This window comes from Bacillus sp. NP157, assembly GCA_018889975.1.
In the GTDB taxonomy this organism is placed as follows: Bacteria; Pseudomonadota; Gammaproteobacteria; order Xanthomonadales; family Rhodanobacteraceae; genus Luteibacter.
In genome coordinates this window covers 3969106-3988952 of sequence record CP076546.1, presented here as the reverse complement: position 1 = coordinate 3988952, position 19847 = coordinate 3969106, and the positions used below count along the sequence as shown (strand labels likewise).

The 19847-nt window shown below is 67.7% G+C and carries 13 protein-coding genes; 7 read left to right on the top strand and 6 right to left on the bottom strand.

Annotation, left to right across the window (positions count from 1 at the left end; genetic code table 11):
• Positions 1–2 precede the first annotated feature (2 nt).
• On the bottom strand, positions 3–1010 hold the full coding sequence (locus KPL74_18200; protein QWT19668.1) for an LLM class flavin-dependent oxidoreductase: 1008 nt from the start codon (positions 1008–1010) through the stop codon (positions 3–5).
• Positions 1011–1202: 192 nt separating this feature from the next.
• Here KPL74_18200 and KPL74_18195 point away from each other — a divergent pair, with 192 nt between their 5' ends.
• Positions 1203–1613 carry a hypothetical protein gene (locus KPL74_18195; GenBank protein QWT19667.1) on the top strand — a complete coding sequence of 137 codons (411 nt, stop codon included), beginning with the start codon at positions 1203–1205 and terminating at the stop codon, positions 1611–1613.
• A gap of 132 nt (positions 1614–1745) precedes the next feature.
• Positions 1746–2447 (top strand): pirin family protein, encoded by a 702-nt coding sequence (locus KPL74_18190; protein QWT19666.1) that lies wholly within the window; start codon positions 1746–1748, stop codon positions 2445–2447.
• A gap of 98 nt (positions 2448–2545) precedes the next feature.
• Here the strand turns inward: KPL74_18190 and KPL74_18185 are convergent, their stop codons facing one another.
• Entirely contained in the window at positions 2546–4480 is a 1935-nt protein-coding gene (locus KPL74_18185; GenBank protein QWT19665.1) for an LTA synthase family protein, read from the bottom strand.
• Between the two features lie 204 nt (positions 4481–4684).
• On the opposite strand from KPL74_18185, the gene mprF reads away from it, so the two are divergent.
• The 3 genes from mprF to KPL74_18170 all read left to right on the top strand — a co-directional run bounded on the left by mprF (position 4685) and on the right by KPL74_18170 (position 8386).
• Positions 4685–7294 (top strand): bifunctional lysylphosphatidylglycerol flippase/synthetase MprF, encoded by a 2610-nt coding sequence (gene mprF / locus KPL74_18180; protein QWT19664.1) that lies wholly within the window; start codon positions 4685–4687, stop codon positions 7292–7294.
• The gene (locus KPL74_18175; protein QWT19663.1) at positions 7291–8091 is read left to right on the top strand and encodes a virulence factor; all 801 of its coding nucleotides are present in this window, start codon (positions 7291–7293) and stop codon (positions 8089–8091) included. The genes mprF and KPL74_18175 overlap by 4 nt, the downstream gene beginning before the upstream one ends.
• A gap of 118 nt (positions 8092–8209) precedes the next feature.
• Positions 8210–8386 carry a hypothetical protein gene (locus KPL74_18170; protein ID QWT19662.1) on the top strand — a complete coding sequence of 59 codons (177 nt, stop codon included), beginning with the start codon at positions 8210–8212 and terminating at the stop codon, positions 8384–8386.
• Between the two features lie 472 nt (positions 8387–8858).
• On the opposite strand, the gene KPL74_18165 is transcribed toward KPL74_18170, so the two are convergent.
• Positions 8859–9500 carry a hypothetical protein gene (locus KPL74_18165; protein ID QWT19661.1) on the bottom strand — a complete coding sequence of 214 codons (642 nt, stop codon included), beginning with the start codon at positions 9498–9500 and terminating at the stop codon, positions 8859–8861.
• Positions 9501–9573: 73 nt separating this feature from the next.
• Between KPL74_18165 and KPL74_18160 the strand changes: the two genes are divergently transcribed.
• Positions 9574–9768 carry a hypothetical protein gene (locus tag KPL74_18160; protein QWT19660.1) on the top strand — a complete coding sequence of 65 codons (195 nt, stop codon included), beginning with the start codon at positions 9574–9576 and terminating at the stop codon, positions 9766–9768.
• A gap of 49 nt (positions 9769–9817) precedes the next feature.
• On the opposite strand, the gene KPL74_18155 is transcribed toward KPL74_18160, so the two are convergent.
• Positions 9818–10588, bottom strand: a complete 771-nt coding sequence (locus KPL74_18155; protein ID QWT19659.1) for a transporter — start codon at positions 10586–10588, stop codon at positions 9818–9820.
• A gap of 123 nt (positions 10589–10711) precedes the next feature.
• Positions 10712–12922: a glycoside hydrolase family 3 C-terminal domain-containing protein gene (locus tag KPL74_18150; GenBank protein QWT19658.1), complete on the bottom strand. Its 2211-nt coding sequence runs from the start codon at positions 12920–12922 to the stop codon at positions 10712–10714.
• A 149-nt stretch (positions 12923–13071) separates the two neighbouring features.
• On the opposite strand from KPL74_18150, the gene KPL74_18145 reads away from it, so the two are divergent.
• Positions 13072–17343, top strand: coding sequence for a DEAD/DEAH box helicase (locus KPL74_18145; protein QWT19657.1), 4272 nt, complete (start codon positions 13072–13074; stop codon positions 17341–17343).
• A 204-nt stretch (positions 17344–17547) separates the two neighbouring features.
• Here the strand turns inward: KPL74_18145 and KPL74_18140 are convergent, their stop codons facing one another.
• Entirely contained in the window at positions 17548–19821 is a 2274-nt protein-coding gene (locus KPL74_18140) for a family 20 glycosylhydrolase (GenBank protein ID QWT19656.1), read from the bottom strand.
• Positions 19822–19847 lie beyond the last annotated feature (26 nt).

The following is a 19847-nucleotide window of genomic DNA, read 5'->3' as shown; positions in this document are numbered from 1 at the left end:
GGTCAGGCCGCCTCGCCGCGGGCCAGGCGCGCATGCTGCTGCGCCACCAGCGTGTAGGAGTGTTTGCGCGCGGCGTGGTCATACACCTGCGCGGTGATGATCAGCTCGTCGGCACCGGTGCGCTCGATGAAGGCGGCCAGCCCATCGCCCACCGCGTCGGCGGACCCGACGACGGCGCACGACAGCGCGTGGTCGACCTGCGCTTTCTCCATCGGCGTCCAGATACCTTCCATGCTGTTCACCGGCGGCGGCAACTGCCCCGGTGCACCGCGACGCAGGTTCCAGAAAGCCTGCTGCTGCGAGGTGAACAAGCGCTGCGCTTCCGCATCGGTGTCGGCGGCCACCACGTTGATGCCGAGCATGGCGTAAGGCTTCGCCAGCACCTCGGACGGGCGGAACATGGTCCGGTACACCTCAAGCGCCTGCATCATCAGGTCGGGCGCGAAGTGCGAGGCAAACGCGAACGGCAGGCCAAGCTCGGCGGCAAGGCGCGCGCTGAACAGGCTCGACCCCAGCAGCCATAGCGGCACGCGCGTATCCATGCCGGGGACGGCGCGGACGCTCTGGCCCGGCTGCAGCGGGCCGAGGTAATGCTGCAACTCCACCACGTCGTCCGGGAAGCGATCGTCGCTGGGGCCCATCGCGCGGCGCAGTGCGCGCGCCGTGGCGTAGTCCGTGCCGGGCGCGCGGCCCAGGCCCAGGTCGATGCGACCCGGGTACAGCGATGCCAGCGTGCCGAACTGCTCGGCGATCACCAGCGGTGCGTGGTTCGGCAACATGATGCCGCCGGAACCGACGCGGATCGTTTTGGTCGCCTCGGCGATGAAGCCGATCACCACGGCGGTGGCGGCGCTGGCGATGCCGGTCATGTTGTGGTGTTCGGCCAGCCAGTAGCGATGGAAGCCCAGCGATTCGGCGTGCACGGCGAGGTCGCGCGAATGACGCAGCGATTCGCCCGGCGTGCTGCCGCGCGGTACCGGGGCAAGGTCGAGGACGGAGAAGGGAATCATGGGAGGCAATCCTTGTGGCGCGAACGGCACCGATCACTCCCATATGGGCGGCATCGCGGCCAATGCAACCGTGTAGGCGGAGCGCGTGGGGAGATGTAGGCGAATGCCCCGACGTGCCCCGCACCGGTGGACGCCCCGGGGCCGGCGTGGTCCTCTCGTGGTTCGCGTCCAAACCCCACGGAAGGAGCCCCCATGCGAGCCAGGCACTGCCTTGCCTTCATCCTCAGCCTCGGCGCCGGCGCGTCGGCCGCCAGCGGCGTCCAGGCGGATCGTTACTTCGCCGTACGCGCCTTCCACGGCGGCAATCCCACGGAGTTCGTGGTCAGGGTGACCGAGGCCACCCGCGCCCAGGCCTTCGATCGCGCCCTCGCCGAGGGCAGGCCGGTGCGCCTCGCTGCCCGCGTGGTGCGCCAGCCCGCCGCATGGAACCCGGCGTGGCCCTTCCATACCGAACGCCATCGCCTGGTATCGACCGACACCCTGGTGGCGCGCTGCCCATCGCATGCGCCTGGCACGGTCGCGAAGCTGGTCAGCGCCGGCGCCCAGCTGCAGGGCAGCGCGTGGTGCCCGGTCGTCACGATCGTTCGCGAAGTCAGACGCTGACGGGCGTCGTGAATTGTTTAGCAACACCCGGGAAACAATCCGTTCGGCGGGTCGATGCTCTGTGACGCTAGGTGGAAGCGGAAAATACGCCCATCCACTCAACCAATCCGGCTAACACCGGGGGAGCACGACATGATCGACATTCGCCGTTTTTCTAGCCTGGGCGGCGCCAACCACGGTTGGCTGGACGCGAAGCATCATTTCTCGTTCGCCTCCTACCATGACCCGAAGCGGATGGGCTGGGGCGCGCTGCGCGTGTGGAACGACGACACGATCGCCGCCGGCACCGGCTTCCCGGCACACCCGCACTCGGACATGGAAATCATCACCTATGTCCGCGAAGGCGCGATCACCCACGAAGACAGCCTGGGCAACAAGGGCCGCACCGAAGCGGGCGACGTCCAGGTGATGAGCGCGGGCACGGGCATCCGACATGCCGAGTACAACGCCGAACCGGAGGCGACGAAGATCTTCCAGATCTGGATCATCCCGGACGGCGAGCGCAAGGCACCGTCGTGGGGCACCCGCCCGTTCCCGAAGGGTGAGCGCTCGGGTCGTTTCGTGACCCTGGCCAGCGGCATGGAAGGCGACGGCGATGCCCTGCCGATCCGTACCGATGCCCGCGTGCTCGGCGCCAGCCTGAAGGCCGGCGAGACCACCGAGTACACGCTCGGCGACGGCCGCCACGCCTACATGGTGCCCGCCATCGGTGCCGTGCAGGTCAACGGCCAGGCCCTCGGCAAGGGCGACGGTGCCGCCGTCCGCGACGAACGCGTGCTGCGCATCACCGCGACGGAAGACGCCGAGCTGGTGCTCGTCGACACCGCCGCCTAAGCAGGGAATGCGTACCGGGTTGAGGGTTCAGGGTATCGAGTAAGAGCGGTAGCTCGCTCTTACCCTGAACCCTGGACTCTCAACGCTTCACCCCGCCGTCAATGCCTTTTCATCAAGCCATTGGTGAACAGGTACGCCGCCGTCTGGTAGTACGTGATGGCGTCTTTGGCGTCCTTCGCGTCGTAGCTGGACGCGGCGACCGGGGTCGCGTCGCCGGAGGCTTCTTCCGGCACCATTTCCTTCACCGGCTGGCGCGGGATCAGCGAGGCCAGCTTGCCACCATGCAGGTAGCCGAGTTCCTGGTAGGTGCTGAGGAACGCGCGCTCGCGGCCGGGTTCCAGCTTGAACAGGTCGTAGCCGTAGAAGCGCGACGTGTAGCTGAAATTGAGCATGCCCAGCAGGGTCGGCGGGATGTCGATCTGGCTCATCAGCCGATCGATGCGGCCCGGTGCGACGTGCTTGGGCGAATAGATGTAAAGCGGGATGTGGTAACGATCGACCGGCAGGCTGGTCTTGCCCGCGCTGGTCGCGCAATGGTCGGCGGTGATGACGAAGATGGTGTCGTCGAACCACGGCTTGGTCGCCGCGCGCTTGAGGAAGTCGGCGATGGCCCAGTCGGTGTACTGCACGGCGGCGCGACGCGAGCCCTGCGGCAGCGACACGCGGCCGGCCGGGAAGGTGAACGGGCGATGGTTCGACGTGGTCATGACGTGGCCGAAATACGGCTTGCCCTTCGCGTACGAATCGTCCATCCGCTTCATCACCAGCGTGAACAGGTCTTCGTCGGCCACGCCCCACACGTTCTCCGCGTGGATGTCCTTCTTGTCGGTGATGGCGTTGCGATCCACGGCGTCGTAGCCGTTGTTCGCGAAGAAGTAGTTCATGTTGTCGAAGTAGCCGTAGCCACCGTAGACGAATTCCGACTTGTAGCCCTTGTCGTTGAACACGTCGGCGAGCGACCAGAGGTGCTCGTTGCCCGGGCGCTTCACGATCGACTCGCCCGGCGTCGGCGGCACCGACAGCGCCAGCGCCTCGAGCCCGCGCACCGTGCGCGTGCCGTTGGCATAAAGCTCGGTGAAGAACAGGCTCTTCGCGGCCAGCGCGTCGAGGTTCGGCATCAGGTGCTTGTGCTTGCTCACCGACAGGCCTTCGACGTAATCGCCGGACAGGCTCTCCACGCTGATCAGCACCACGTTGAGCTTCTTTTCCGGCCCGGTGTTCACGATCTGCCGGGTGATGTCCATCGGATCGTTGCCGGTGAAGGTCGATTCCGGCGTCTTCAGCAGCGTGCGCAGTTCGCCGAAGGCTTCCTCGCGCGGCAGCGACGGGTAGTACTTCCCGTAGTCCAGCTCGTTGTCGCGGAAGGCGGCGAAGAACTGGTAGGTGCCATCGCCGGCCAGTTCGTTGACGTACTGGTTGCCCGGACGGTCCTTCATCGAGCCGTCGACGGCGAAGCTGACCGCCACGGTGGCGAGCAGCCAGGCGCCGACGAAGGCGGTACGCCCGCCGAAGCGCGAGCCGTCGTCGCGCAGCACCACCATGCGGCGACTGAAGTAGACGATGGCCGCGGCACCCAGCGCGATCAGGGCGATCCAGGTGCCGATCGGGTAGGACTCGCGGATATTGCCGACCACCTCGTGGGTGTAGACCAGGTAGTCCACGGCGATGAAGTTGAAGCGGGCGCTGAACTCACCCCAGAACACCAGTTCGGCCACGCCGACGAACAGGGTGGCGAAGGCCAGCACCCAGGCGAAGCCGAGGAAGATCCGCCGGCCCCAGGTCGACAGCGCCGCACGCCGTGGCAGGAGCCACAGCACCAGCAGCATCGGCCAGCCCATATAGAAGAAGGTGACGATGTCGTAGCCGAGGCCCACGGCGAACACATAGAGCCAGGCGCCGGGCGAAGCGGGCACGTCCTTGCCGGTTTTGATCAGCAGGACCAGCCGGATGACGAACGCAACGATGAGGAAAAGGGCGCCGTACCAGGCCAGGGGCCGGAAGCGCTGGCGTAGCGCGGGGAGAACGGAATGCATGGTGCCTCGCGACGATTCGGGCCTGGGCAGTCGCCCCCCGTGACGCGAGAGCGTAAGAAGACGCGCTTACACGGCGCTTTCTCCAACCTTAGGCCAACCTTTCAACGGAACAGAAGCCCAAGGCAAGAACGTACGGCCTGCCGCCCCGGCGCGCTCTGTGGCAACCTACACGACCTTACGAGCCATCCTTGGAGCCGCGGCGCGGTGGAGCACGAAACGAGCACGGAGCTCCCGACGAACCCGATCCCCGTGGGCAAGCATGCGTTCTACGCCACCCTGCTGCGCCGGGCGGGCGGGCCGCTGTTGTCCATCGTACTGCTGTGCCTGGCGCTGTGGGCGTTGCGCGCCATGGCCAGCGAGGTCACTTATCGGCAAATCGGCGCTTACGTCCACGGCCTGCCGAATACCGATATCGGCCTGGCGGTGCTGCTGACCGGCGCCGGCTACGCGGTGATGACCCTGTACGACTGGTTCGGCCTGGCCAGCGTCGGCAAGCGGTTGCCGGCGAAGCGGGTCGGCCTGATCTCCTTCATCAGCTATGCGTTCTCCAATGCGCTGGGCATGTCCCTGCTCGTTTCCGGCTCGATCCGCTATCGCTTCTATGTGCAGGCCGGCCTGACCACCGGCGAAATCGCCCGCGTGGTGCTCTACACGACCCTGAGTTTCTGGCTCGGCCTGGCCGCGCTGACCGGGGCAACGCTGCTGTTCGTGCCGATTCCGCCTGAAGTGCCCCTGTCGGGCCTGCGCATTCCGCTGGCGATCGTGCTGGCTGCCGTGCCGCTGGCGTGGTTCGGCGTCGCGCTGTTCGTGCGCCGCCCCATCCGCGTGTGGCGCTGGGCGATCTCCTCGCCGACGCCGATGGTGGCCGCGCGGCAGATCCTGGTCGGCGCGCTGGATTGGGGCCTCGCCGCGGGCGTGCTCTATGTCCTGATGCCCGAAGACATCGTCGGCGGCTTCGGCCACTTCCTGGCCATCTTCGTGCTGGCCCAGATGGCTGGCCTGATCAGCCACGTGCCCGGCGGCCTGGGCGTGTTCGAGGCGGTGATGCTGGCCGGCTTCGGTGCGACCGGCAACCACGGGCTGGAGGCGCCGATCCTCGGTGGCCTGGCCGCCTACCGCGCCGTGTACTACCTGCTACCGCTGTGCGCGGCCACGCTGATGGTCATCGCCCGCGAAGTACGCGCGCTGCGCCACGCCACGCTGATCACGCCCTGGTTCGCCAGCCTGCTGCCGCCGTTCTTCGCCGGCCTCACCCTGGTCTGCGGCGCCGTGCTGCTGTTCTCCGGCGCCACCCTGGCGATCCCGGGGCGCATGGAGATCCTGCGCGGTTTCGTCCCGTTACCGCTGGTCGAGGTCTCGCATTTCCTCTCCAGCGTGGTCGGCATGCTGTTGCTGATCCTCGCGCGCGGCCTGCAGCGCCGCCTCGACGCCGCGTACTGGCTCAGCCTGGTCTTCCTCATCGTCGGCGCGGTGCTGTCGCTGCTCAAGGGCATCGACTACGAAGAAGCCACCCTGCTGACCCTGCTGGCGCTCGCACTGGCCCCGGCACACCGGCACTTCTATCGCCGCGCCTCCCTGTTCCGCGCGTCGTTCTCGCCCGGCTGGGTGATCGCGATCGCCGCCGTGTTCGCCTGCGCCACGTGGCTGGTGTTCTTCAGCTTCAAGCACGTCGAATACAGCAACAACCTGTGGTGGGAATTCAGCTTCCGCCATGGCGGGGCCCCGCGCGCGTTGCGAGCGCTGGTCGGCGCAGCGGCGGTGGTCATGCTGTTCGCCCTGGCCAACCTGATCCGCCCGGCCCGGCCGCGTCGCTCCCGCCCGAACGACGCCGAGCTGGCCCGTGCGATGCCGCTGCTCAAGCAGTTCAGTTCGGCCCAGGCGCACCTCGCGCTGGTCGGCGACAAGACCCTGATGTTCGCGCCGGAAGACCGCGCCTTCATCATGTACGACATCGAAGGACGCAGTTGGGTGGCGATGGGCGACCCGGTCGGCGACGACGAGGACGCCCGCCGCGAACTGGTCTGGAGCTTCCGCGAAGAGTGCGAGCGCGCCGGTGGCTGGCCGCTGTTCTACCAGGTGCGCCCGGAAGACCTCGACCTGTATCTCGAAGTGGGCATGAACCTGCTGAAGATCGGCGAGGAAGCCCGCGTGCGGCTGGAGACGTTCAACCTCGACGGCAAGTCGAAGAAGACGCTGCGCAACGCGGTGAACAAGCTGTCCCGCGACGGCCTGCGCCTCGAGATCGTGCCGGTGGAAGGCGTGGCGGCCTTGCTGCCGCGGCTGAAGGTCATCTCCGATGCGTGGATGCGCGACAAGAAGGTCCGCGAAAAGCGCTTCTCGCTCGGCCTGTGGGAAGAGCATTACCTGTTGCGCACGCCCATGGCCGTGATCTGGCAGGGCGACGAACCGGTCGCCTTTGCCAATATGTTCCTCACCGACTCGATGGAAGAAGCCTCCGTCGACCTCATGCGCCACCTGCCCGAAGGCCCTGCCGGCATCATGGATTTCCTGTTCATCGAACTGATGTCGTGGGCGAAGGCCCAGGGCTATCGCTGGTTCAACCTCGGCATGGCGCCGCTGTCCGGCCTGCAGAACCGCCGCACCGCGCCGCTGTGGAGTCGTTTCGGCGCGATGGTCTTTGGCCGTGGCGAGCGTTTCTACAATTTCCGCGGGCTGCATCGCTACAAGGATAAGTTCGACCCCGAATGGGAGCCACGCTACATCGCCGTGCCCGGCGGCATCGCCCTGCCGCTCGCGCTGGCCAACGTGGCCACCCTGATTTCCGGTGGCATCGGCGGGGTGGTGCGCCGGTGAAGAAGATCATGCGCTGGATCCTCATCGGCATCGTCGTCGCCGTGGCCGCCGGCATGCTGGCCTGGCACCCCTGGACGCGCGCTTCGCTGGAAGCGTCGACGGTGGAGCTGCCTGCGCTCAAGGCGCCGCCCACCGGCGAGGAAGACCTCATGGTGGTGATCTATTCGGGGGACGGCGGCTGGTGGGACCTGGACCAGCGCCTCGGCGCCGTGTTCACCCAGCGCGGCATCCCCGTCGCCGGGCTCAGCACCTTCAAGTACTTCTGGCGCTACCGGTCGCCGGAGGAATCCGCGCACGACCTCGACCTGTTGCTGGACAAGTACACCCGGCAGTGGGGCAAGACCCGGATCCTGCTGGTCGGTTATTCGTTCGGCGCCGACGTGCTGCCGACCCTGGTCGGCAAGCTGCGCCCGGACAATCGCGACCGGCTCAGCCAGCTGGTGTTGCTCTCGGCCAGCCGCGACGTGAACTTCGAAATCGAGCTCGAGGGCTACATGCAGCAGGGCTGGTGGACGACCCACACGCATAACCTGCTGCAGTGGATGAATCCGGTCGTGCATTACGACGCGATGCCGCCGATCCGCCTGTTGGCCGGCAAGCCGCCGATGGCCTGCTATTACGGCCAGGAAGACGCGGACGACAGCGGCTGCACCGATCCCGGCCTGCCGCCGTTCGTCACCGTGTACAAGAAGCCGGGCTCGCATCATTTCGACGAAAACTATGAGCAGCTGGCCACCGAGCTGATTTCGCGGATGCCGGCGAAAGCGGCACCAGCCAAGGCCTCCACATCGCCTTAACGCGGATCGGTCGGATTCGCGCGTGAAATGCTGTCACTGAAAATTCACGGGGATGCCACCGAAATTTTCGCGTGGCTCGCACACGCTGGTCGTCCGGGCGGGAAGCAGGAGACCAGCGATGCAACGAGAACCTGGAAAGCGCGATTACGGCACCTCCGACTGTGCAGCCTTGCGCAGCCTCGCCAGCCGTGGCGTCAACGTGCCGCAAGCGGCCCCGCAGCAGCCCGCCCGACCCGCCCAGCGCCCTTCCGCACGGCAGCAGCCGAAGCGCCAGCGCTCGGTCTCGACCCCGTAGCCTGAACGGAAAGCCGCTGCGCGTGTGCCACGCAGCAGATCAGACCTAATTTTAAGAATCCTCCTATATCCCTGGCCCGGCGCGCTCCGTACCTTAGGTCGGTGCCTGGCAGCGATGCCGGGCGAACAGATCGCCGATGACCGATCCGACGGCAGGAAGCCGTCCGTCCCTAGCGCCAGGATCGATCCCCCCTTCATCGGCGGTGACGCCGCGCCGGCCATGCCGGGCCGTGTCCTCGGTGGCATGCCACCAGACCCAGGGACGGTCACCATGGCCCTCCGCGTGAGCGCGAGGGCCATGTCTTGAGGTGCGCTGAGAATCGGCTGATTGACTATGTCTGCACAGCCGGTAGCATCGCCCTCCATGAGGTTCCCTAGCCGATGGGAGGAACCGCCCACCGCCTTCGGGCTGGTCCAGCAATCGCTGGGTAAGAGGAATCGGACCCGCTTTAGTGGAGAACGAAAAGGCCCCTTCAACGGGGCCTTTTTTTGCGTGCGCCGGGACGATCCGCAGGCAACGGGCGACTCGCAGCGTCGCCCGACGGCACGGCGCCCATCTTTTCCGCGCATAGCGTCGCGAACGGCTTGACGTGCCGACGGCTGGCAGCTGTTGGAACGTCTTTGACGTAAGCACTCTGGACGTACATCACCAGGCGGGGCTCAGGGACCGGGCGATAGAGATCGAAGTACACCTGGTAATACGCCAGTCGATCGTCGATGCGTACCTGCTCGCACATCATGTAGTTGTGATAACTCGCTACATAACACCTCGTCGCTCCGTCCAAGAGACCACGAATCAGCGCAGGCAAGCCGAGCGATCGGAGATATCTCGCACGGCTGAAAAGGCATTCGCGACCACCACTGTCGATCCAGCACGGCGCACGGTTTTCTCGCTCGAGAATCGCATGGGGCTGTGCTGCTTCGGTCACGACATGGCAGTCGAAAACCACGCGGATGCTGACGCAAAAAGGCGGCAGGTTGTTACGGGCGGGCCTGCTTAGCGTCATGTCGAAATCGCGCAAATGCTCGAACGAGTACGTGACGCCATCGATCATGCGTTGCGACCAGCGCTCCCATCGCGCGGCATCGCGCCAGCGATATCCTTGAACGTTCATCCGTGACCTGCCTGCGGGCTTCACCCGGCAAACGCGGGCGGGCCACCACGATAGGTATCATCGTGGTCGCCGTATGCAAGGCAATGCCGTCACACAGGATCAGATCATGGGCTGTCTTCCGCTTCCGATTTTCATGCTGCTGGGCTGCGGCATTGGCTGGTTCGCCGGGGAGAAGTCGGGCGCCATATACGGTGCCGGCGTGGGGCTGGTGGTTGGGCTGGTGCTGACTGTCCTGCTCTTTCGCGCCATGCGGCGAGGCAATCGCTAGCGAGAGTCGCGGCAAACCTTAGCGGGATTCGCGCGTAGCCGATCGATCGCTACCGCGCGTGGCCGAAGAACACCGAGACACCGAGGCCGCCGAGCATCGAGGGGCCGTGGCCGCCAATCCGGTGCAGCGCATACGCATCGAGCTGGACGTGGTCGCCGATGGTGTAGGCGACGCCACCGCCTGCCTGTAGTTCATTGCCTTCGTCGGCATCGTGGATCGCGTCGGCTTCGACGTAGGCCATCCAGTTCTCGCCGAACTTGCGGCCGAACGTCGGCGCGAGCGTCCACGTATTGCGGCCCTTGAGCCGATCGACGTTGGCGAACAGCGTGTTCTGCGTCGTGTCGCTGGGCTTCCACTGCATGGTGGTGCCGAGCGTGTATTGCCGCGCGCCGTTGCCGAAGTCTTCGTCGCCGTTGGCGAACGTGACCTGGCCCAGCGCCGCCCAGCTGAAGCTGCCATCGGCATCGGTGCCGGCCGGTGCGTATTTCATCGCGACGCTGGTGTCGCCGTGGCCGACGGCGTGCCGGCGCGAGCCCTGGCCACGTTCCTCGAGGCGGTTCCATGCCGAGGCGCCGACCTGCAGCTCCACCGGGCCACCCGTGCCGATCCGGACCAGGCTGTCGGCGGTGTAGGTGCGATCGAGGAAGCCATCCTGGCGTTCGCGTTCGTAGGTCGGCATGCCTTGCTCCAGCGCGAACGTGCCGGCGGGCAGCACGCTGGTGGCGAAACCGGCGCCGGGGCGATCGAAGTCCGGCGGATCGGCGAAGGCGACGGCGGGAGCGAAGAGGAGGGCGGCGGCGAGGGCAGGGCGCAGGTTCATGCGGGTATTGTGGAGGGCCGGGGCGTGAGCAGCGCGTCAGTCGCCACACACTTCTTGTAGGAGCGCGCCTGCGCGCGACCGTATGACGTCGACCGCACGGCGCGGGCGCGCTCCTACAGGGGCTTACGGGGCCTTGAGGACCGGGAAGCTTTCCGGCAGCTGCAGCGTGGCGTCGGCGGCGAAGTCCTGGGCGGAGCGGCCGAGCTTGAGCTGGTAGCTACCGGCGGCGATGTGCCAGCGCTTGCCGGTGTCGTCCCAGCGGGCGAGCGCCAGCGGCTCCAGCGGGATGTCGACGCGGCGGCTGTCGCCGGGCTTCAGGGTCACCTTGGTCCAGCCGGCGAGCCGGCGGGTGCCGCCTGCAGGGCCGCTGGCGTAGACCTGCGGCACGTCGGCGCCGGTGGTCTTGCCGGTGTTTTTCACCACCACGTGGGCCACGGCGTGGCCGTCCTTGTCCTGGCCGACTTCGAAGCCGCTGTAGTCGAACGTCGTGTAGGTCAGGCCGTAGCCGAAGGCGAACAGCGGCTGGCGTTTGGTTTTCTCGTACCAGCGGTAACCGACGTCCGCGCCTTCGATGTTGTAGTCGATGGTGTCGGCCGGCTTCTCCTTGCTACCCAGCCCGGCGCCCTGGATGGTGGCACGCGGCAGCTGCGATTCGTCGACCGGCCAGCTCAGCGGCAGGCGGCCGCTCGGCGCGACATCGCCATAGAGCAGGCGCGCGATCGCTTCGCCGCCGCCGGAGCCCGGATACCAGGCCTGCAGCACGGCACCGGCCTGGTCGAGCCACGGCATCTTCACGGGGCCATTGGTCTCCAGCACCACGATCGTCTTCGGGTTGGCCTTCGTCACCGCGGCGACCAGCGCATCCTGGTTGTCGCCCAGCGCGAGGTCCGGGGTGTCGTACGACTCGGCCGCCCACTTGGTGACGAACACCACCGCGACGTCGGCCGCCGCGGCCGCCTTCGCCGCCGCGGCGACATCGGTACCCGGGTCGAAGCTGACCTTGCCGGCGCGCTTGCCGATGAAGGTGAGCGGGGCGGACGGGTGGTACTTCACCGGGCCCGGCCAGCCGGTCGGCTCGAGGCCCGGCACCGGATCGCCGTCGACGTCGCTCACCGCCGACGAGCCACCACCGGCGAGCACGCCCTTGTCCGCGCGGCCGCCGATGACTGCGACCGACTTGCCCTTCGCCAACGGCAGCAGGCCGCCCTGGTTACGCAGAAGGACGGCGCCAGCTTCGAGGGTGGCGCGGGCCACGCCGCGATCGGCGTCGTACGGCACCTTGCCGGCCTTCACCGGCACCGGGTTGTCGAGCACGCCATGGATGAAGAAGCTGCGCAGGATGCGCTTGACCATGTCGTCGAGGCGGGCCTTGCTCACGTCGCCCTTCGCCACCGCGTCGCGCAACGGCTTGTCGAAGAACACCTCGGCATCGAACACTTCGCCGGCCGACTGCTGGTCGAGGCCGGCATTGGCCGCCTTCGCCGCGCTGTGCGCGCCGCCCCAGTCCGACATCACCCAGCCCTTGAAGCCCCACTCCTTCTTCAGCACCTCGTTGAGCAGCCACTCGTGCTCGCCCGAATAGGTGCCGTTGACGCGGTTGTAGGCGGACATGACCGAGCCCGGGTCGCCGTGCGCGATGGCCAGCTGGAAGGCGAGCAGGTCGGACTCGCGCAGCGCCACCGGATCGATCTGCGAGCTGATGGTGTTGCGGCCGGATTCGATGTCGTTCGCGGCGAAGTGCTTCACCGTGGCGACCACCTGCTGTTCCTGCACGCCCTTCACCGTGGCGCCGACGATGAGGCCGGCCAGCACCGGGTCTTCGCCGGCGTATTCGAAATTGCGGCCGTTGCGCGGATCGCGCACGAGGTTGACGCCACCGGAGAGCAACACGTTGTAGCCCTTGCCGCGCGCTTCGCCGCCGATCATCCGGCCGCCGGCATGGGCCACGGCGGGATCGAAGCTGGCGGCGGTGGCGAGGCCGGCCGGGAGCGAGACGGCGCCGGTATTGTCCACGCCCGGGCGGGTCACGCCGAGGCCCGCGTCGGTTTCCTGCACCGCCGGCAGGCCGATGCGCGGCATCGCCGGGATGAAGCCCGCATTGCCCAGCGCGCCTTCGGGCTGCGGGTGCTTATCGCTCTTCATGCCGAAGTCGGTACGGATAAGGCGGAATTTCTCATCGTCCGTCATCGCCGCGACCATCAGTTCGGCGCGCTTGTCCGGCGACAGCGAACGATCCATCCAGGGCTGCGCCGGCGGCGTGGCGGCGGTGGCCGCACCGGCGAGGCCGGTCGTGATGGCGAAGGCGAGGGCGGTGCGACGGACGGTGCTGGCCATGCTCAGGGATTCCCAGGTGAACGAATCGGCCCACGATGGTGCAGTAACGCTTTCATCGCAACCCGCGAGACGCGTCGGGTGTACCGTCACTGCTTGTCGGCGGCGCTCTGCGCCCCCATCTATGTGGTTGAATGAATTCACAAACATCAATGCCACTCGACGCCTTCCATCCTGCCGTTTCCGCGTGGTTCGCAGCCACGTTTCCCGCGCCGACCGATGCGCAGGTCGCCGCGTGGCCGGCCATCCGGTCGGGCCGGCATACGCTGGTCGCCGCGCCGACCGGTTCGGGCAAAACACTCACCGCCTTCCTCTCCGCGATCGACGCGCTGGTGCGCGAAGGCGTGGACGAAGGCGGCCTGCGCGACCGCACCACCATCCTCTACGTGTCGCCGCTGAAGGCGCTGTCGAACGACATCCGGATCAACCTCGAGGCACCGCTCGCTGGCATCCGCGAAGAGCTGCGCAAGCAAGGCCTGCCCGACATCGAGATCCGCACCGCCGTGCGCACGGGCGATACGCCTGCCGCCGATCGCACGCGGATGCGCAAGCGCCCACCGCACATCCTGGTGACCACCCCTGAGTCGCTGTACGTGATGCTCGGCTCCGAATCGGGCCGCGCCATGTTGGGCGACGTGCGCGAAGTGATCGTGGACGAAATCCATGCGGTGGCCGCGAGCAAGCGCGGCAGCCACATGGCCTTGTCGCTGGAACGGCTGGAAGCGCTCACCCAGCGCCGCATCGTCCGCATCGGCCTGTCCGCCACGCAGAAGCCGATCGAGAAAGTCGCCGCCTTCCTGACCGGTGGCGACGACTGCGCCATCGTCGACATAGGCCACGTGCGCAAGCGCGACCTCGCGCTGGAAGTACCGCCGGTGCCGCTGGAAGCGGTGATGTCGAACGACATGTGGGAGCTGGTCTACAACCGCCTGGCCAACCTGATCGAGCAACACCGCACCACCCTGGTGTTCGTCAACACGCGGCGCATGGCTGAACGCCTGTCGCGGCATCTCTCCGAGCGGCTGGGCAACGACGCGGTCACCGCGCACCACGGCAGCCTGTCGCGCGAACAGCGGCTGGACGCCGAGCAGCGGCTGAAGGCGGGCTCGTTGCGCGCACTGGTCGCCACGGCGTCGCTGGAGCTTGGCATCGATATCGGCGATGTCGACCTGGTCTGCCAGATCGCCTCGCCGCGCTCGATCGCGGCCTTCCTGCAGCGCGCGGGGCGTGCCGGCCATGCGGTCGGCGGTACGCCCAAGGCGCGCCTGTTCCCGACCTCGCGCGACGACCTGGTCGAATGCACGGCCCTGCTCGACTGCGTGCGCCGCGGCGAGCTCGATGCCCTGGTGATGCCGCGCCAGCCGCTGGACGTGCTCGCGCAGCACATCGTGGCCGAGGTGGCCGGGCAGGAGTGGGACGAAGACGCGCTGTATGACCTGGTCCGGCGTGCCTATCCCTATCGCGAGCTGAAGCGGCAGACCTTCGACGAGGTCGTACGGATGCTTGCCGACGGTTTCACCACCCGGGTCGGTCCGCGTGGGTCGTACATCCATCGCGACGCGGTGAACAAACGGCTGCGCGAACGTCGCGGTGCTCGGCTCACCGCGGTGACCTCGGGCGGCACGATCCCGGAGACGGGCGACTACAACGTGTTGCTCGAGCCGCAGTCGACCACCGTCGGCACGGTCAACGAAGACTTCGCCGTGGAGAGCCTGGCCGGCGACGTGTTCCAGCTCGGCAATCGCTCGTACCGGATCCTGCGCGTCGAGATGGGCCGCCTGCGCGTCGAGGATGCGAAGGGCCAGCCGCCGAACATTCCGTTCTGGCTGGGCGAGGCCCCGGGCCGCACCGACGAATTGTCGATCGGCGTGGCGCGCCTGCGTGGCGAGATCGCCGCGAAGTTCGACGAGGGCGGCCGCGAGGCGGCGATGGCGTGGCTCGCCGGCGAACTCGGCCTGTCGAAGCCAGCGGCCGAACAGATCGTCGACTACCTGTTCCGCGCCCGCGCGGCGCTGGGCGCGTTGCCGACCCGGGATACGCTGGTGATGGAACGTTTCTTCGACGAATCCGGCGGCACCCAGCTGATCATCCACACGCCGTTTGGCAGCCGGATCAACAAGGCGTGGGGCCTGGCCCTGCGCAAGCGTTTCTGTCGCAAGTTCAACTTCGAACTCCAGGCGGCGGCGACCGAAGATGCCATCGTGTTGTCGCTGTCGACCAGCCACAGCTTTCCGCTGGACGAGGTGGCGCGCTACCTGCATTCGAATAGCGCCGAACACGTGCTGGTGCAGGCGCTGCTGGATGCGCCGCTGTTCGGCGTTCGCTGGCGCTGGAACGCGACGACCGCGCTGGCCCTGCCGCGCTTCACCGGTGGCAAGAAGGTCGCGCCGCAGTTGCAACGGATGAAGAGCGAGGACCTGCTGGCCTCGGTGTTCCCCGACCAGGTCGCCTGCCTGGAGAACATCGTCGGCGAGCGCGAAGTCCCCGACCACCCGCTGGTGAACCAGACGCTCGACGATTGCCTGCACGAGGCGATGGACAGCGAAGGCTGGCTTGAGGTGCTGCGTGGCATGGAGAGTGGCGGCATCCGCGTGCTCGCGCGCGACCTCGCCACGCCATCGCCGCTCGCCGCCGAGGTGCTGAGCGCCGCACCGTACGCCTTCCTCGACGATGCGCCGCTGGAAGAGCGACGCACCCAGGCCGTGCAGTCGCGGCGCTGGAACGATGCCGAGAGCGCCGACGACCTGGGCCGCCTCGATCCGGACGCGATCGCCTCGGTACGCGAGGAAGCCTGGCCCGAGGCCCGCAGCGCGGACGAGATGCACGAGGCGCTGATGCTGCTCGGTGGCGTCACCATCGACGAAGCACGGGAGAACGGCTGGACCGGGCACCTGCAGGCGCTGGCGAAGGATGCGCGCGCCACGCAGCTGTCGATCGGTGCGGCCGCCCTGTGGGTTGCCGCCGAACGCCTGCCGGCCTGGCAGGCGTTGCACCCCGGCGCGCCCATGCAACCCGCGATCGCCGCGCCGGCGGAGTACGCGGCGCAGGCGTGGACAGCCGAGTCCGCGCTGGTCGACATCGTCCGCGGCCGCCTCGGCGGCCTGGGCGTGGTGCGTGAATGCGACATCGCCCCGCTGCTCGGGGTCGACCCGGCCGACGTCGCCATCGCGCTCGCGTCGCTCGAGAGCGAGGGCTACGTGATGCGTGGGCCGTTCTCGCCGGGTGCGACGGATACCGAGTGGTGCGAGCGGCACCTGCTGGCGCGCATCCACCGTTACACGATCGGCCGGCTGCGCCGCGAGATCGAACCGGTGGCACCGCGCGACTTCCTGCGCTTCCTGCTCGACTGGCAGCACGTGACGCGCGGCACCCAGGTCGCCGGGCCGGATGCCCTGGCCGGCGTCATCGGCCAGCTCGAGGGCTTCGAAGCCGCGGCCGGCGCGTGGGAATCCGAACTGCTGCCGTCGCGAGTGAACGATTACAGCATCGGCTGGCTCGACGATCTCTGCCGCGCGGGCCGCGTGGTCTGGAGCCGGTTGCGCCAGGGCACGGGCACGGGCGGGCCGGTGCGCGCGACGCCTATCGTGTTGCTGCCGCGCCGGCAACTGCCGGTCTGGTCCGCCGCCGCACCCGCGGCGTCCGACGAACTGAAGCTCTCCTCGCGTGCACAAGCGGTGGAAGACGCCCTGCGCGACGAAGGCGCATTGTTCTTCGACGAGCTGGCCACGATCACGCGCCTGTTGCGCACCGAACTGGAAGACGCGCTCGGCGAACTCGTCGCCGCGGGCCGCGCCACCGCCGACAGCTTCGCCGGCCTGCGCGCGCTTCTGCTGCCTTCGGCCAAGCGGAACAGTGGCCGCGCGCGACGTTCACGCCGGCACATGCTCAGCGGCATCGAGGATGCGGGTCGCTGGTCGCTGGCACGCCGCACCCGCGAGGATCGCAACGACGCCGACGGGCTGGAACACATCGCGCGTACGCTGCTGCGCCGCTATGGCGTGGTCAGCTGGCGCATCCTCGAGCGCGAAGCGGCATGGCTGCCGGCATGGCGCGACTTGCGCCGCGTCTACCACCGCCTGGAAGCGCGCGGCGAGATCCGTGGCGGCCGCTTCGTCGACGGACTGGTCGGCGAGCAGTTCGCCTTGCCCGAAGCGCTGCCGGCGCTGCGCCAGATCCGCCACCGCGAACACGATGGCGAGATCGTCTGCATCGCCGCCACCGATCCGCTGAACCTGGTTGGCGGCATCGTCGCCGGCACGAAGATCCCGGCGATGATCGGCAACCGCATCGCCCTGCGCGACGGCATCCCGCTCGCCGCGATGGTGGCCGGCAAGTTCGTCGTGCTGGGGGAACTCAGCGGCGACGACGAGCGCGAGGCGCGCGGCGCCCTGCAACGCCGCGCCGACCTGCGCATGCCCGCGTAAAGGCGCTCGTGTAGGAGCGCGCCTGCGCGCGAACGGCCAACGGGCCCATGCGCGGCAGGCACCGTCATCTACCATCATCCACCACCACGACCGCCCGGGTTTGCGCCACCATGATCGCCCGGGTTTGCGCCACCATGATCGCCTGGGTTTGCACCACCATGATCGCCCGGGTTTGATGGAAAACCATCGCGCGCAGGCGCGCTCCTACCGAAGCTGGACGTCGCCGATCACCCAGAACGTGGACGGGCCGGGCTTGCCGGTGACGATGAAGCACAGGTCGTGCGTGCCTTCGCGCTTGGGCAGGATGCCGTCGAGCGTGGCCGGGCCGCCGTTGGCCTTGGCCAGCGGGATCGTCGCGAGCTTCGGGCCGTCGCAGGTGTCCTGGTGGATCTCGATCTCGCCGTCGCGCGACTTTGCCTTGCGCGAGACGATGCCGGCGGTGTCCTTCCACAGCGCGTAGTTGAACGGCAGTTTGTTCACGCTGATGGCGACGCCGTAGCGGCCATCGAGCTTCGCGCCCTTCCAGGTCCAGCAGGTGTCCATGATGTCGACCTTGTACACCGGGCGCACGCCATCGACCAGCGTCGGCGATTCCACGCGCACCGGCAGCTTGCTGCTGCACAGGCCGAGCTGGTCGCTGTCGTGGCGCAGCAGCGACTTCGCATCGATGACCGCCGAACGCGGGCCGGAGACGCCGAAGCCATTGGCGAACGTGATCGCCTCGATCGTGCTCGGCAGCGGCACCTCGAACGGCGCGGTGTATTCCGGCGACTGTGCGGTGGGCGGCGTGCCGTCGGTGCTGTAGCGGATCTTGCCGTAGCCGGTCTGGTTCGACAGCGTGACCGTCGCCTTGTCGCCGGCCGGCTGTGCGTCGATGGAGACGGCGAACGCGCTGTCGGCCGGCATGATGCCGGCGGCGCGATAGCGCGAGAACTGCGCCGGGAGACGGACCAGGAAACCGTTCCAGTCCGGCGTGGGCGTCCACGTGCGCTCGGCCAGCGCGGCGATGCGCGGGAAGATCGCGTGCTGCACGCGCTGCCAGTTCGGCTGGTATTCGGTGAACAGCGTGATCTGCTCGCCGAGCACGTGGCTCGCCTTGTCCGCCGGGATGCCCGCGGGAACCGGCTCGAACTTGTAGACGCTTTCGAGCGACTGGATGTTCGGCCGGCCGGCGGGCTCGTCGGCCATGTCGGACTGCAGGTAGTCCATGTAGAGGTTCGGCGAGGGCGCCATGACCACATCGTGGCCTGCGTTGGCGGCCTTGATCGCACCCGCCGTGCCACGCCACGACATCACGGTGGCGCTGGCTGGCACCTTGCCGTCGAGGATCTCGTCCCAACCGATCAGGCGCCGGCGATGCTGCTCCAGGTAGTCACCGATGCGCGCGACGAACCAGCCCTGCATCTTCTCTTCGTCGGTGATGCCGAGCGACTTCATCTTCGCCTGCACGGTGGGCGAGTGTTCCCACTCGTCCTTCGCCGCTTCGTCGCCACCCACGTGGATGTAGGTCGACGGGAAGATCTCCATCACTTCGTCGAGCACGTCCTGCAGGAAGGTGAAGGTGCCATCGTCGACGTTGAACAGCGCCGTGTTGACGCCCCAGTCGGCGGAAACGACGTGCTTCTTGCCCGAACCGAGCTTCGGATAGGCGGCGACCGCGGCCTGCGCGTGGCCCGGCATCTCGATCTCGGGCACCACGGTGATGTGGCGCTCGGCGGCGTACGCCACGATCTGCTTCGCGTCGTCCTTCGTATAGAAGCCGCAATAGGGCTTGTCCGCACCGCCGGTGATGGCGATGTCGGGACCGACCGGCTGGCGGCACGAAGCCACCTCGGTCAGCTTCGGGTATTTGGCGATCTGCAGGCGCCAGCCCTGGTCATCGGTGAGATGCCAGTGGAAGGTGTTGAGCTTGTGCATCGCCATCTGGTCGAGCAGGTGCTCGATGTCGCTGACCGACTGGAAGTGGCGGCTGGAATCCAGCATCAGCCCACGCCATTCGAAACGCGGCTTGTCGACGATGCGCACGCCCGGCAGGCCGTTCTGCGCGGTGGGATCGGTGGCGAGCTGCCACAACGTCACCGCACCGTAGAACAGGCCCGTCTCGTCGTTGGCGGCGATGCGCACGCCGTGGTCGTCGATATCGAGCGTGTACGCCTCGATGCCCTTCACCGACGCTTCGGTGTGCAACCAGATGGTCGCCGAGCCCGGCTTGCCTTCGACGATCGGCAAGGTGATCCCACGCGCCTGGCGCAACCAGCCCTGCAACTGCATGGCGACCCGCTTCGCCTGGACATCCCCGGCCGCGGTGGCGATCCGCGTCGTGCCATCGATATGGAACTGGCCCGGCACCCGGCTGACCTGGGCAGGCATGGGAATGAGCGAGAGCGGCGTCGTATCGACCGGTCCGGTGTCATGCCTCGGCTGGCTGGCACAGGCGCTAAGGCCCGCGGCCATGGCGAGGAGGAAGATACGGCGCATGGGGAGTCCCTGGGTCGTCGTTGGCG

Bases quoted from the DNA above. Each gene is read 5' to 3' on its own strand.
- KPL74_18155 (QWT19659.1), bottom strand. From the start codon at position 10,588: ATGAACCTGCGCCCTGCCCTCGCCGCCGCCCTCCTCTTCGCTCCCGCC.
- KPL74_18185 (QWT19665.1), bottom strand. From the start codon at position 4,480: ATGCATTCCGTTCTCCCCGCGCTACGCCAGCGCTTCCGGCCCCTGGCC.
- KPL74_18165 (QWT19661.1), bottom strand. From the start codon at position 9,500: ATGAACGTTCAAGGATATCGCTGGCGCGATGCCGCGCGATGGGAGCGC.
- KPL74_18190 (QWT19666.1), top strand. From the start codon at position 1,746: ATGATCGACATTCGCCGTTTTTCTAGCCTGGGCGGCGCCAACCACGGT.
- KPL74_18195 (QWT19667.1), top strand. From the start codon at position 1,203: ATGCGAGCCAGGCACTGCCTTGCCTTCATCCTCAGCCTCGGCGCCGGC.
- KPL74_18150 (QWT19658.1), bottom strand. From the start codon at position 12,922: ATGGCCAGCACCGTCCGTCGCACCGCCCTCGCCTTCGCCATCACGACC.
- KPL74_18145 (QWT19657.1), top strand. From the start codon at position 13,072: ATGCCACTCGACGCCTTCCATCCTGCCGTTTCCGCGTGGTTCGCAGCC.
- KPL74_18160 (QWT19660.1), top strand. From the start codon at position 9,574: ATGCAAGGCAATGCCGTCACACAGGATCAGATCATGGGCTGTCTTCCG.
- KPL74_18200 (QWT19668.1), bottom strand. From the start codon at position 1,010: ATGATTCCCTTCTCCGTCCTCGACCTTGCCCCGGTACCGCGCGGCAGC.
- KPL74_18140 (QWT19656.1), bottom strand. From the start codon at position 19,821: ATGCGCCGTATCTTCCTCCTCGCCATGGCCGCGGGCCTTAGCGCCTGT.
- KPL74_18170 (QWT19662.1), top strand. From the start codon at position 8,210: ATGCAACGAGAACCTGGAAAGCGCGATTACGGCACCTCCGACTGTGCA.